Origin of the sequence: Cohnella sp. GCM10012308, from assembly GCF_042649185.1 — a bacterium.
Taxonomy (GTDB): Bacteria; Bacillota; Bacilli; order Paenibacillales; family Paenibacillaceae; genus Cohnella.
This window is the reverse complement of sequence record NZ_JBHRYU010000011.1, coordinates 103,207-116,505: the sequence shown is the minus strand read 5'-3', so window position 1 is coordinate 116,505 and position 13,299 is coordinate 103,207. Positions and strand designations below refer to the sequence as shown.

Annotated in this window: 8 protein-coding genes; all 8 read left to right on the top strand. The window is 60.9% G+C overall.

What is annotated here, in order from left to right; translation table 11 throughout:
• Positions 1-110: 110 nt before the first annotated feature.
• The gene (locus tag ACFOTD_RS14745) at positions 111-5,144 is read left to right on the top strand and encodes a glycoside hydrolase family 78 protein (RefSeq protein WP_378119971.1); all 5,034 of its coding nucleotides are present in this window, start codon (positions 111-113) and stop codon (positions 5,142-5,144) included.
• Between the two features lie 190 nt (positions 5,145-5,334).
• Positions 5,335-6,504 (top strand): CgeB family protein, encoded by a 1,170-nt coding sequence (locus ACFOTD_RS14740; RefSeq protein WP_378119970.1) that lies wholly within the window; start codon positions 5,335-5,337, stop codon positions 6,502-6,504.
• Positions 6,497-7,642 carry a CgeB family protein gene (locus ACFOTD_RS14735; RefSeq protein ID WP_378119968.1) on the top strand — a complete coding sequence of 382 codons (1,146 nt, stop codon included), beginning with the start codon at positions 6,497-6,499 and terminating at the stop codon, positions 7,640-7,642. Before ACFOTD_RS14740 ends, ACFOTD_RS14735 begins: the two co-directional genes overlap by 8 nt.
• A gap of 26 nt (positions 7,643-7,668) precedes the next feature.
• Positions 7,669-9,264: a glycosyltransferase family 4 protein gene (locus ACFOTD_RS14730; RefSeq protein WP_378119967.1), complete on the top strand. Its 1,596-nt coding sequence runs from the start codon at positions 7,669-7,671 to the stop codon at positions 9,262-9,264.
• A gap of 4 nt (positions 9,265-9,268) precedes the next feature.
• Positions 9,269-10,360 (top strand): non-hydrolyzing UDP-N-acetylglucosamine 2-epimerase, encoded by a 1,092-nt coding sequence (gene wecB / locus ACFOTD_RS14725; protein ID WP_378119965.1) that lies wholly within the window; start codon positions 9,269-9,271, stop codon positions 10,358-10,360.
• Positions 10,353-11,336, top strand: coding sequence for an SDR family NAD(P)-dependent oxidoreductase (locus ACFOTD_RS14720; RefSeq protein ID WP_378119963.1), 984 nt, complete (start codon positions 10,353-10,355; stop codon positions 11,334-11,336). The genes wecB and ACFOTD_RS14720 overlap by 8 nt, the downstream gene beginning before the upstream one ends.
• Complete coding sequence (locus ACFOTD_RS14715) at positions 11,333-12,250, top strand: dTDP-4-dehydrorhamnose reductase family protein (protein ID WP_378119961.1); 918 nt, start codon at positions 11,333-11,335, stop codon at positions 12,248-12,250. The genes ACFOTD_RS14720 and ACFOTD_RS14715 overlap by 4 nt, the downstream gene beginning before the upstream one ends.
• Positions 12,250-13,179 carry an NAD-dependent epimerase/dehydratase family protein gene (locus ACFOTD_RS14710; protein ID WP_378120088.1) on the top strand — a complete coding sequence of 310 codons (930 nt, stop codon included), beginning with the start codon at positions 12,250-12,252 and terminating at the stop codon, positions 13,177-13,179. Before ACFOTD_RS14715 ends, ACFOTD_RS14710 begins: the two co-directional genes overlap by 1 nt.
• Positions 13,180-13,299 lie beyond the last annotated feature (120 nt).

Here is a 13,299-nt window from a genome sequence, read left to right as displayed (position 1 = left end):
TCAGACTGCATCCGAAAGATATCAAAATGATTGGCAGCTGCACTTTCCAATCGATTAAATTCCGAATTGAACGAAACAGCTTAGTCTATACCGGAAATGCGATCAATAGCATGACGACTGACGATCTATACGAGCTCGCCAAGTACCCTTATGTCATGCTCGCCGGCGCTTCACATGACGTATATATGCAAATCAATACAAGCTGCGGCAGCGACTGGGTCGGTCCAAAAGAGCTTTACCTGATGGATCCAAATCCTGGCGGGGGAGGGCCTACACCGACGCCGACGCCGAAGCCAGGCGAAAATCATCCGCCGGTAGCAACGATCTCTTGGGTAAAAGCCGGTACGACGACGCCGACTGGCATCGTTGCCCAAGGATCCAAGGTCGATCTTATCATTACAAGTATGTCGGATCCGGACTATCCCGATGATTGGGTCGAAGTGCAATCCTGGAACTTTACGGAGAGCACGGACTGGCTTAAGACGGTACCGGACCAGTTTGGCGGAAATATCAAGCAGAACAGCTACAACAACATCACAGCTGCCGAGCTTGGGGCGCACAAGGTAGCGATGACGGTTGTCGACCTAAAGGGAGCAACCTACACCGCCTATGCGACACTAAATGTCGCTGATTCGAAGCCGGTCGCCATTATAACAGCTCCGCTGAACGTCAAGGAAGGAAGGGCGCTGCCGTCTCCAATCCACGGTAATCTGTCCTATAGTCCGATTGGCCTTCAGCTGGTCGAGTACGTTTGGACGAACAAACTGGACAAGTACATGACGCCAGGCGTGGAGACGGTGACGTTGAAGGTGCGAGACGAGGAGCATCACTGGTCGGACCTGGCGACGAAGAACATTAACGTGCTGCCCGATGATCCGCCGATCGATACACTCTCTGTACCGGAGCAAAGCACACGATTGAATTCAGTCACGATCCAGAGCGACGCCTACAGCCCGGACTATGACACCATCGTTTCACACAAGATGGAAATGAAGTATGACGCAGCGAATGACGGCTTTGCGAACGATGCTTGGCAAACGGTCGTCAACGGGAACGGCGATGCCGATAGCTTCACGTTCACGCCAAGCCGTGTCGGCAAATATTTGTTCCAGGAGGCGGTCTGCGAGGACTATGGGAAGTGCGGTAACACGGACGGACAAGCTGTCGCCGAACGCACCCTGAACGTTGTGAACATTGCGCCGATCGCGGACGTCAAGGCAAATTCCGATCTTTCTGACCCACCTGAATCTTCACCGATATTAATGAGCGACTTGTTCAATACTGGTCGGTTTTTCAATCTCAATAACAGTGTTGTAGGCGATAAGTCCAGCTGGGAGGTCCAGAACGGCGTCCTGAAAACCAAAGTGCGCGCGCCACTGGGGAATATCTCTGAGGCTCATACGCCTATCATGCAGAAATATGAAGACAATGGTTCTCGATCGGGGATTTACTTCACAACGACGATGAATAACGGCAATATGTACGGCGTATTTGCCGGCACCACGTTTGGATTCGATATTCCCAACGCCATCCCGTTCCAGAGCGCTCAAAGCTCGTTAAGCACTTCTAAGCTTGAACTGGGGCTGCCGGGCCGGATCATAAGCTGGACCGAGGATGAGAAGTATACGTATGTGCAGACCACGTTAAACTATGATCCGCAATGGGGAACGCCCATTGACTCTATGCTGTATGCGTACAATAAAGACTTCACTGTAAAGTGGTCAAAACATATCATCGGTATACCGTCTATGCACCTCGTGAGTAATTATCAGGGTCATAATCATCCAGGCGAGGATAGTCGGATCTTAAGTCATCACGGTAGACTTTACATGTGGACGAATAATACGACTCCAGGGGCAAATCCCAAGCTTATCGCCTTGGATCGAGAAACGGGTACCCAGGCTGCTTCGGTTGATCTTGCGTTCAGCGATATCGCCTATTGGTCTGACATCATTGCCGGTGTCTCCGATGGGGTAATTGTTGGATTTAAAAAATATGATTTTGATCTAAATCCAAAAGGGGTTTGGTTTAATGCTGAAATGAACTTAGATTACCACCCCGTCGCGTTCTCTCAGCGCGCAGGTACGGCGGTAATCGCATCCAATGGGAATACGAACGAGGGCTTTAGAATTGTCAGAACGACCGATGGAGCTCTTGTTGGCGGACCCTATTCCGGCACTTCCTATGACACTCCACGTGGCGCCTTCGGATTTGACAACGCAGGAAATGTTTATAGTGCGGACTGGGGACTTCAAAACATTTGGCATTTCTTTAAAATCTCTCTTAGTGGCATATCGACGCGGAGCTCGGACATCAACGATTATCAAAATCCGTTCCTGGGGATGGATTTGAAAAATCGGATATGGACCGGCGGCTTGAATTCCACAACTGATGTCTATACGAACAATTACGTAGTCAAGGTATTTAGTGCGGACGGCACCATCGTAAAAAAGTTCGATTTAGACGTTAACACCTACAACATTTACGACTATATGTTCGTCGGCACAGACGGCCTCGTCACTTTATGGGGCATCGTTAGACGATCGGACGGTTACCACGGTATTTACGCCGTCATCGATTCAGATACGTTTAGCACCGTTACAAAGGGAGAAACTGCTCTCATCCATCAGTACTACGTTCCAACGTATATCCACCCTCACGGAAACCAAAGCTTTGTCATCGAGGTCCGGGATGGATATTCCAACGCGAACGCGCAATTTCTTGTAAGCACAAACGGTGCCATGACAAAGCCAAAGCTGCTGGAAGTCGGCGATTCAACGCCTGACCTCATTAGCGGACCGTCTGTAGCAGCCACCCAGACACTCAAAGCAAGCCTAAAAGCAGCTGCGCCGGACGGAAAAGGAACGGGCATTGCTTTTCGAATTCACGACGATCGGAACTACTACAGTGTTGAGTGGGAAGCGAGCGAGCTGCGCGTCAAGAAGACGGTGAACGGCACCGCGAGCATCGTTTGGAGCAAAGCGTTTCCGATGGTTGCCAATCAGGTGTACGACGTTAAGATTGTACCAGGCAGCAACACATTCGATGTTTATGTGAACCGGCTCTTTCAAGCCACAATCAACGAAACTTTATGGAAGGACGGCAAGTTCGGGATTATCAATCGATCGCAGCAGGATGTTTCGTTCCTTAGCGCTTCCACCGAGACGACACCGGCCGGCTACGGCAAGATCGATGGCATCGCGCTCGTCAGCCAACAAGTGAACTACACCTTGTCCTACAGCGACGAAGATAGCGATCCGCAGCTGACGGCAGGCAGCGCATGGGTGTACAAGCATAACCCGAACGCGTTGCTTCAGCCGCTGGGAACAGCATCCTTTAGCGGCCAGACGTTGAGTGCGCCTGTCACGAGCTTCCCGTTCCCAGGTGACTATACGTTAACGTATAAAACCAAGGACGATCCGCATCCGTCTCACCGATATCCGGATAATGCGTTTAACGCCTATCGCCAGGAGTCAAATACGGTGATGGGAAAGATCCGTGTGCATCGCCGGCCGATCGCGGACTTTACGGCGACGTGGAATTCGAACGGCACGATCGCCTATGCCGACGCTTCCTACGATCCGGACCGCTACAATCCGGCGAACGGCTCGTACTCGACGGAAAACACCGGCATCAACTACCAGGCAACGCGCGGCGTGCTTGAGTATCGGTACCGGTACCGCGCAGCCGGCAGCACGACCTATATCGAGCTGAAGCCGGCCAAGCTGTTCGGCGGCACATACGTAATTGAACTGTCCGTGCGGGACGAGTACAACGCCTGGTCCGAATGGGCCACGCAGACGATCGTCGCCGGCGGCTCCGCGCCGCTGCCGCCGAATCCGGGCTTTACGATCGCGCCGACGACGCAGTATCGGTTCACGGCCGTGACGTTCAATTCGACGGCGAACGATCCGCAGGACGGTGCGCGGGAAAACGTGGAGCATGCTTACTATATAAAGAACGTGACGACAGGCGGGCCGGAATCGCTGCAGAGCGACGTCCGGACAAGCTGGACGAAGGAATTCAGCTCGCTCGGCGTTTTTCAGGTGCGGCAGATCGTCATCAACAGCTTTGGCCTTTACGCGGAAGTCTCGCATAATGTGTCGATCGTAAACCGCAAGCCTGCCGCCGATTTAACGGAGCCGGCCAGCACGAACGCCGCCGCGCCGACGATGTACGAGACGCTTCGGCCCACGTTCAAGTGGACGTACAGCGACGGGGACGGCGATCCGCAGACGCAGTATCAGCTTCATTTTTACAAAGCCGACGGTACGTTCTACCGGGATTCCGGCACGCTCGGCGGTTCCGATCTCGCCTGGACAGCGACGGCTGACTTCGCGGATAACAGTACCTATTACGTATACGTGCGCGTGAAGGACGGCATGGACTGGTCGAATTGGAGCGCGCCGCGCTACTTCCGGATCGTGACGAACAAGCCGCCGACGGCTGACCTGGCATGGACGCCAACTCCCGTATGGGAGGGCGATACGGTAAAGCTGCTGCCGATCCTATCGGATCCGGACGGCGACCGGCTCGACGCGGTATACGAGATCGAGTCGCCGACCGGCGCGAAGCGCACGGTGAGCGAACAGCGGATGCCGCCTTACAACGGCGCGGGACCGACGTTCGTCGCGATAACGCCGGGCAACTGGAAGGTGCGGCTGACGGTCAGCGACGGCAAGGCGCCTGCGGTCGCGGTCGTCAAGACGATCTTGGTCGCACCGCTGGGCGTGACGGGTCGGGTATTGCACTCCGCGGCATGGGAGGACAACCGACTGCGTTACAATGCGGACCATCCGGGCAAGGAGCGGCCGTCCCACTGGTTCTGGGCAGGCGAGCTGTTCGTGCTGGACGCGGCGACGACGGACACCGGCGCTTCGGCGACGAAGGCCGCGACCGTAACGGCCGAAGCGGGACCGAAGCTGAAGGCGGCGCTGCAAGCCGTCATGCCCGATAAGCCGACGGCATGGAAAGGCGAGCTCGGCAGCGAGCAATACGGAGGTCCGCTCAAGGCGCTGCCCGAGGGCGACTACACGTTCGAGTTCACGGCGGCGTACACGAACGGCGTCGTCAAGAAATCGACGGTCGTCGTCCGCGTGGCCGGCACGGTGGACGGCTTCGTGAACGTGCACCGCGTTCAATAAAAAACAGTGAAAAACAGCTTCGGGAAGGGATAGCGCCTTTTCCGGGGCTGTTTTTGCATGCGCACGGACATTCGTCCCTCGAACCAGGCGACTTGTCCGGGGGCCGATCGCCCCGAATTGGCGCTTGCGGATGGATATGCGTCCACGTCCTGTCCGAGAAAGGCGCATATATTGTATCCGGGTGATGAACATGCCGTACAAGCGCGGACACAGAGGAAGACGCATTCGCAGGCGTATGCGGTCCAGGTCCAGGCTGCACGTCGCGGCCGGACGCAGGCAAGGTTGGCTGGAAGGCTGGAGACTGGGCGCCTGCCGGCGGATCGCGGACGAGACGCCGCCGCCCGCCGCGCGTCGCAGGCCCTGGCGCGTGATGTACGTGCCCCAAGGCTTCGACGCGATCGATCAAGGCGTCGTCGCCGCGCTTGGGGAGACGACGCATCTCATCGTCGCGCCGCAGGCGGAGATGCTGTCGTACGCGGAGATCTACCGGCCCGATGCGGTGCTGGTGATGAACGGCCTTCATACGTTTCCCGCCAATCAACGGGAACAGATTGAGGGAATCCGCAATCTCGGCATCAAGACGGCGATCTGGTTCGTGGACGATCCGTATGTATCGGGCGACTCGGCCGAGATCGCGCCCAGCTACGACTTCGTGTTCACGCACGAGCGGAGCTGCGTAGCGCGGTACGCGGAGCTCGGATGCGCGCAGGCGTATCATTTGCCCCTCGCGGCCGATCAGGAGCTTTTCAAGCCGATGGCCGTCGAAGAGGCATACAGGACGGATATTTGCTTTATCGGCGTCGCTTTTCGGAACCGCGTCGAGCTGTTCGACAGCATCGCAGGTTTTCTGAAAGACAAGAAGGTGCTCATCGCGGGCAGCCACTGGGACCGGCTGAGCCACTACGGCCAGCTGTCGAAGTTCGTCCGCAGCGGTTGGATCGAGGTGCCGGAGACGGTCAAATATTACAACGGCGCCAAGATCGTCATCAACATGCATCGAACGACGGAGCCGCTCAGCGATAACAAAAACACGCGCCATTGGGAAGGGCACTCGATCAACCCCCGGACGTTCGAGATCGCGTCCTGCGGCACGCTGCAGCTGACGGACCTGCGTCCCGAGCTTCCCGAATACTACCGGGTGGGGCAGGAGATGGCGTCCTTTTCCAATCCGCAAGAGCTGAAGGAAATCATCGATTATTATTTGCGCAACGAAGAGGAGCGGCTCAAGGTGGCGGCCCGCGGCTACAGGCGGACGCGCGCCGAGCACACGTTCGTCGGCCGGGTGAAGCGGCTGCTCGATACGATAGGGCTTGCGGATCCCGCGGAGCCGCCTGCAGGGGAGGGATGGACGGTTGGCTAAGAGCGTCGGAGCAAGCAGAAAAAAAGCGGTCGCGGCGACGAGAAAGAGACGCAGCCGCGCCACGGCCGGCGTCGACGGCTTCGGACTGGGCTGGCAGCACGGGTATTGGTTCGGCCAATGCGAGTCGATCATCCAGCGTACGATCGTGCCTTCTTATATCCGGGAGCTGCATGTGCTCTTCATTACCTCGGGCAAAGGCTTCCCGTACAGCCCGCTGGACGAAGCGGTCGGGCAGACGCTCATGCAGCTCGTATCGCGGCTGTCCGTCATGTCGCCGAAGGACGACATTATCGGCTTCGCTTCCCGCGAGATGCCGACGCTGGCGATCGTGCTGGACGGATTGGATTTTCCCGTGTCCACGATCGATACGCTCCGTTCCCTGGGCATTCGCACCGCGATCTGGTTCACGGACGATCCTTACTACACCGAGGTGACGGCGGATCTGGCGCCGCACTACGACTTCGTGTTCACGCTGGAGCGCAATTGCGTGCCGTTCTACGAGCAGAGAGGCTGCGCCCGCGTTCACTACCTGCCGCTCGGCGTCCACACGGCCGACTTCCGGCCGCGCAATCCGCGGCACGAGATCCGCGGCGACATCTGCTTCATCGGCAGCGCCTACTGGAATCGGATTCGGCTGTTCGAGGAGCTGCTCCCGCGTTTGTCGAGACGCAGCTTCAGGCTGTCGGGGCTCTGGTGGGATCGGCTGTCCGACTATCCGCGCTGGCGGGACCGGATCGATCTGGGCAAATGGATGGGGCCGCTCGAGACCGCGGAGCAATACAATGCGCACAAGATCGTCATCAACGTCCACCGGGCGCACGACGACAGCACGTTTAACCGCAATCTCTACAATATTCCGGCGGTCTCCCCGAACCCGCGAACCTTCGAGATCGCCGCCTGCGGCACGCTGCTCATGAGCGACAACCGCGAAGACCTGGCCCAGTTTTATACGCCGGGCGTCGAGATCGTCACCTACGACTCGGCGCAGGACATGGCCGATAAGATGGATTATTATCTCGCGCACGAAGAAGAGCGCCGGCAGATCGCCCTTCGCGGACTGTACCGGACGCTGAGGGACCACACCTACGTGTCCCGTCTGTCGCAGCTGCTGGACCTGGCCACGATCCCGCTGGCGTAACATTTTTCCAAAGGAGATGAGGGGCTGTGGGCGGAAAGCCGAAGCTGCTTCTATTCTCCCATCTCAGCGGCGTCGACGTGATGACCGGAGCGGAAAAGCTCTTCCTGCTCTTTATCCGGGAGCTCGCATCGCACTTTGACTGCAAGCTGGTCGTGCCGCAGGAGGGCGTGCTTGCCGTGCAGGCGCGCGCCGCCGGGATCGGGACGCTTGCCATGGAGCTGCCGCTCAGCCTGGCGCTGTTCAGCGCGCTGCCGCAGGTCGACGCCGAGGTCGGCGCGCTGCCTTCGCACCCGGCATGGGAGCCGCTCGTTTTTCTGCTGCTCCGCGAGTCGCCGGATTACGTGTGGACCAACACGACCGTGCATCCGATGCCGGCGATGGCCGCGACGTCCCTCGGCATTCCGACGATCTGGTCGGTCATGGAGACGATGCGGGCTACGCCGAACCGTCCGGCGGCGGCTGCGATCGTCAATCTCTACAGCCAACTGATCGTCGGCATCTCCGATAGCGTGCTGGAGCCGTACGTCGAATCCGGCGCGGCAGGCAAAACGGCCGTGCTGCGTCCCTATGTCGAGCCGGCCGCGCACGCGCCCGAGCGTTGGCCGGAGATCCGAGCGCGGCAGCGCGGGCGGCTCGGCTTCCGCGAGGAGGACTTCGTGACCGGCTTTGTCGCCGCCACGATCTATCCGAACAAGGGGCTGCTCGAGTTCGTACACGCGATGATTCCGCTTATGAAGCAGCATCCGGGCGTCCGCGCGATGATCGTCGGCAAGTCGGTCGACGAGCCGTACGTTCACACCTGCAGGGATCTGATCTGGCGCCAGGGGCTTAGCAGCCGTTTCGCCTGGATGGAGTTCCGCGAGCGGATCGAGGAGATCTACGCCCCGATGGACGCGGTCGTCGTCCCGAGCCTGGTGCCGGAGGGCTTCGGCATGACCGCGCTTGAGGGGATGATGTTCGGCAAGCCGGTCGTCGCCTTCGCGGCGGGCGGGCTGCGCGAGATTCTCGAGCAGGCGGAAGCAGGGGCCTGGCTCGTGCCGACCGGGTATGCGCAAGGGCTGACCGAGCGGCTGCATATGCTGATGAGCAACCCGGCGCTGCGGCAATCGCTTGGCGCGCACAACGCCAGCGTCGCGGCTGAGCGCTTCGGCGTCCGGCAATTCCGCGAGGCGCTCGGCGCCTGGCTGCGCCGTCTGCCGCCGCCGGCGTCGCTGCAGCCGGAAGCCCCGCCGCCCGAGATTCCGCAGCACGGGCTCGTGCGCGGCGCGGGCAGCGGCGCGGTCTACTTGATTCAACACGGCCGCAAGCGTCCCTTCGTTTCGCCGAAGGCGCTGCGGGACCACGGCTTCCGCTTCGAGGACGTCCGCAACGTCCCGGATCTGGTTCTTGACTTCATCCCGGACGGCGAGCCGCTGCTTGAAGCGCATGCGGGAAGGCGCCGGCCGCGGCGGGGGCGAGGCCGGGGACGTCGCCGGCTGAGAAAACGCGGCCGCTCGCGCATTCGCGGGACGCGCGTCCGCTTGTCCAGGCGCCGCGGGCGCAGCCGCAGGCGGGTCTCCGCGCGAAGCGCCGGGCGCAAGAGAAGAAGATCCGCATCAGCGAGGAAAAGGAAAGGAAGATGATGGCATGCGAGTCGTCACGATCCTGGGCACGCGGCCGGAGGTCATCCGGCTCAGCCTGCTCACGCGCCTTCTGGACGATCTCTCAGGTCGTCACGTCATCGTGCATACCGGGCAAAATTTCTCGCCGAGGCTGAACGACATTTTCTACGAGGAAATGGAGCTTCGTCAGCCCGACGTGCAAATTACCGCACGCAAAGAAACGGTCGGCGCGCAGCTGTCCGCCACGTTCGCCGCGGTCGAAGAGGTGCTGCTGCGCGAGCGGCCGGACCGCGTGCTGCTGCTGGGCGACACGAACAGCGCGCTGTGCGCGGTGCTCGCCGAGCGGCTCGGCTACCCGGTCGTGCATATGGAAGCGGGCAACCGCTGCTTCGACCTGGCCGTGCCGGAGGAGAAAAACCGTCGCATCATCGACGCGGTATCGACCGCCAATCTCCCTTATACGGAGAACAGCAAGCAAAATTTGCTGCGCGAGGGCTTCCCCGTCGCGCGAATCTTCAAGACGGGTAATCCGATCTTCGAGGTGCTCGAGCACTACAAGCCGAAAATCGACGCAAGCGATGTGCTGGAACGGCTCAAGCTGCAGCCCGGCGGCTACCTGCTCGCTACGATCCACCGCGCGGAAAACGTCGACGATCCGGGACGGCTGCGGGAAATCGTGACCGGCCTCGGGATGGTGGCGGAGCAGCAGGGGATGCGGCTCATTTGCAGCCTGCACCCGCGGACGCGCTCGCGCCTCACCACCGACATGGCGGAGCTGATCCACCCACTGCTCGAGTTTCACGAGCCGTTCGGCTTTTTCGATTTTGTCCAATTGGAGCGCAGCACGCGCTGCGCGCTGACCGACAGCGGCACGGTGCAGGAGGAATGCTGCATCTTCCAGGTGCCGGCCGTCACGGTGCGGCGGACGACGGAGCGGCCGGAGACGGTCGATTGCGGGAGCAACATCGTGTCCGGCGTCGAAGCGCGAGCGATCGCGCGGTCCGCGGACGCGATGATCCGTCTCGGCACGGGCTGGCAGCTGCCGGAGGGCTATGGGGACCGTCAAGTATCTTCAAAGGTGGCCAAATACGTGCTTGGAGGGATTATGGATGTATGAAGGCAAACGCATCCTCGTAACCGGGGGCACCGGCTCGTGGGGGCATGAGCTGGTACGTCAGCTGCTCTTGCTCGGACCGAAGGAAATCATCGTTTATTCACGGAGCGAGTCGAGCCAGGTGGCGATGAGCCGCGAGTTCGAGGACGCGAGGCTGACCTTTTTCATCGGGGACGTAAGGGACCGCGAGGCGCTCTCCAAAGCTTGCCAGGGCGTGGATATTCTGTTCCACCTGGCGGCGCTGAAGCATGTGCCCGTATGCGAGATTCAGCCGTACGAAGCGCTCAAGACCAACGTGCTCGGGACGCAAAACGTCATCGAAGCGGCGATCGAAAATAAAGTGGACCGCGTCATCAACATCTCGACCGACAAGGCGGCGAATCCGTCCAACTTTTACGGCATGACCAAGGCGATCGGCGAAAAGCTCATCGTGTACGCGAACCTGCTGAAGTCCGACACGAAGTTCGTCTGCGTCCGGGGCGGCAACGTGCTGGGCACGAACGGCAGCGTCATCCACCTGTTCATGGACCATATTAAAAACCGCGGCCAGGTCAACCTGACGCACCGAGATATGACGCGCTTCTTTCTCACGCTGCAGGACGCGATCACGCTGCTGTTCAAGGCGGTGGAGGTCAGCGTAGGGGGCGAGATTTTCGTCATGAAGATGCCGACCTGCCGGATCATCGACCTGGCCGAAGTGCTCATGGACGCGATGGGCAAGTCCGCGGAGGTCGTAGAGACGGGCATACGTCCCGGCGAAAAGCTCGACGAGATCCTGCTCACCGAATACGAGAGCCAGAGCACCGTCGAGTACGACGATCAGTACCTGGTTATTCTGCCGACGCTGGAGCTCGAAGGCCTTCAGGCGCATTACGATGCCTATCCGCGTGCGGAGCTCCATAGCTACAGCTCGGGGACCGGACTTATGAATCATGAGGAAATCCGCGGCATGCTGGTGCGTGGGGGGTTCCTCCAATGAAGGTGCTGGTGCTTGGCGGAAGCGGAATGGCGGGGCATGTCATCGCGGCTTACCTGCTGAAGCGCACCGGGCACGAGGTGACGGTCACGGTACGGACGGCCGGGGATATCCCGGTCGTGCGGAATGCCTGCGGCGTCGCGGACAGCGCCGCGCAGGCCGGGGCCGCGGACGACGGCGTCCGGACGGCGCTTGCCGTCCGCGTGCTGGACGTCCGGCGCTTCGAGCAGGTCGCGGATCTGGTTGCCGAGACGCAGCCGGACCTCATCGTGAATGCGGTGGGCGTGCTGAATCGGCAGGCGGAGGACCACCCGCTGGACGCGTACCTCGTAAACGGCTTGCTGCCGCACTGGCTGCGACATCTGTGCAAGCGCGGAGGCGGCAGGCTGATTCATATCAGCTCGGACTGCGTGTTTCTCGGAGACCGGGGCGGCTATACGGAGGAGGAGCGGCCGGACGGCGAGACGGTGTACGCGCGCAGCAAGGCGCTCGGCGAGATTACCGACCCCGCATGCCTGACGCTTCGCACGTCCATCATCGGGCCGGAGCTGCGCACTCACGGGATCGGTCTGCTCAAGTGGTTTCTTGGCAGCTCGGGCAGCGTGTCGGGCTATCTCAACGTTCACTGGAACGGCGTGACGACGCTCGAGCTCGCCAAGGCCGTGGAATGGGCGATGGAACATCCCGGCGTCGGCGGTCTCGTGCATCTGACGGCACCCGAAGCGGTTAATAAGCATGATCTGCTCGGCCTGTTCGCCGAGACGTTCGGACGGACGGACGTGGAAATCGTGCCGGAAGCGGAGCCTTCGATCGACCGCACGCTGGCGCCGACGAATAGCGGCTTCGACTACCGGCCTCCCGGGTATGCGCAAATGCTGGCGGAGCTGCGGCAGTGGATGGAGGGCGAAGCGGTTTGATGCGGGTGCTGGTCACTGGCGCCGCGGGCTTCAGCGGCCGGCACGCGTGCGAACGGCTGGCACAGGAAGGCATGGAGGTGACAGCCGTCGTGTCTCCGCGGGCTTCGGCGTCTGGCGCGCGCCCGCCAGTTCTGGGCGCGGCGGCCGAGCTTGCTTGCGATCTGACGGACCGCGCGTCCGTCCGGTCGCTGCTTGAGCAGGCGCGGCCCGACGCCGTGCTCCATCTGGCCGGCCGCAATGCGGTGGACGAATCCTGGCGGTCGCCGGACGCCGTGCTGTCCGCCAACCTGCTGTCCACGGTCTACGTGCTGGAAGGCGCCCGCGCGCTCCCGGACTGCCGCACGCTTGTGGTCGGCTCGATGCTGAGTCCGCGCCCGGACGAAGATCTGACGCGCACGCTGCATCCGTACGGCTTCAGTAAGGCGCTGCAGGTCACGGCCGCGCTGGCTTGGCACCACTGGTACGGGCAGCAGGTGATCGTCGCCGAGCCGTGCAACCTGATCGGGCCCGGCGGCAGCGCCGGCATCTGCGGCAAGATCGCGCGCTGGGCCGCGGCCTGCGAGCGGGACGCCGGGACGGACCGGGAGCCGGGGCCGTTCCGGTTGTCCTCGCTGGAGGAACGCCGCGACTTCCTCGACGTGCGCGATGCCGCCGCGGCATACGCCGTGCTGCTGCGGGCCGGCACGTCCGGCATCCGCTACGCGCTGGAGTCGGGCACGCTGCGCAGCCTCGGCGAGGTGAAGGCGGCCTTCGACCAGGCGAGCCGCGTGCCGCTGCGCTGGGAGATCGGGTCGGCTGGCGGTCCGTCGCCGCAGGCGCGGCACGCGGAGGCCATCCGCGAGCTCGGCTGGCAGCCGTCCGTGCCGTTCGAGCGTTCGATTGCCGATACGCTGCAGTCCGAACGGGAGCGCGCGGCCGAATCGGAATGAACGGCTTGGCCGAATGAGTTGAATGGCTTGAAAGGCTTGAATGGCTTGAATGGCTTGAATGGCTTGAATGGCTTGAATAGCTTGAATAGCTCGAATGGCTTGAATGGCTTGAATAGCTTG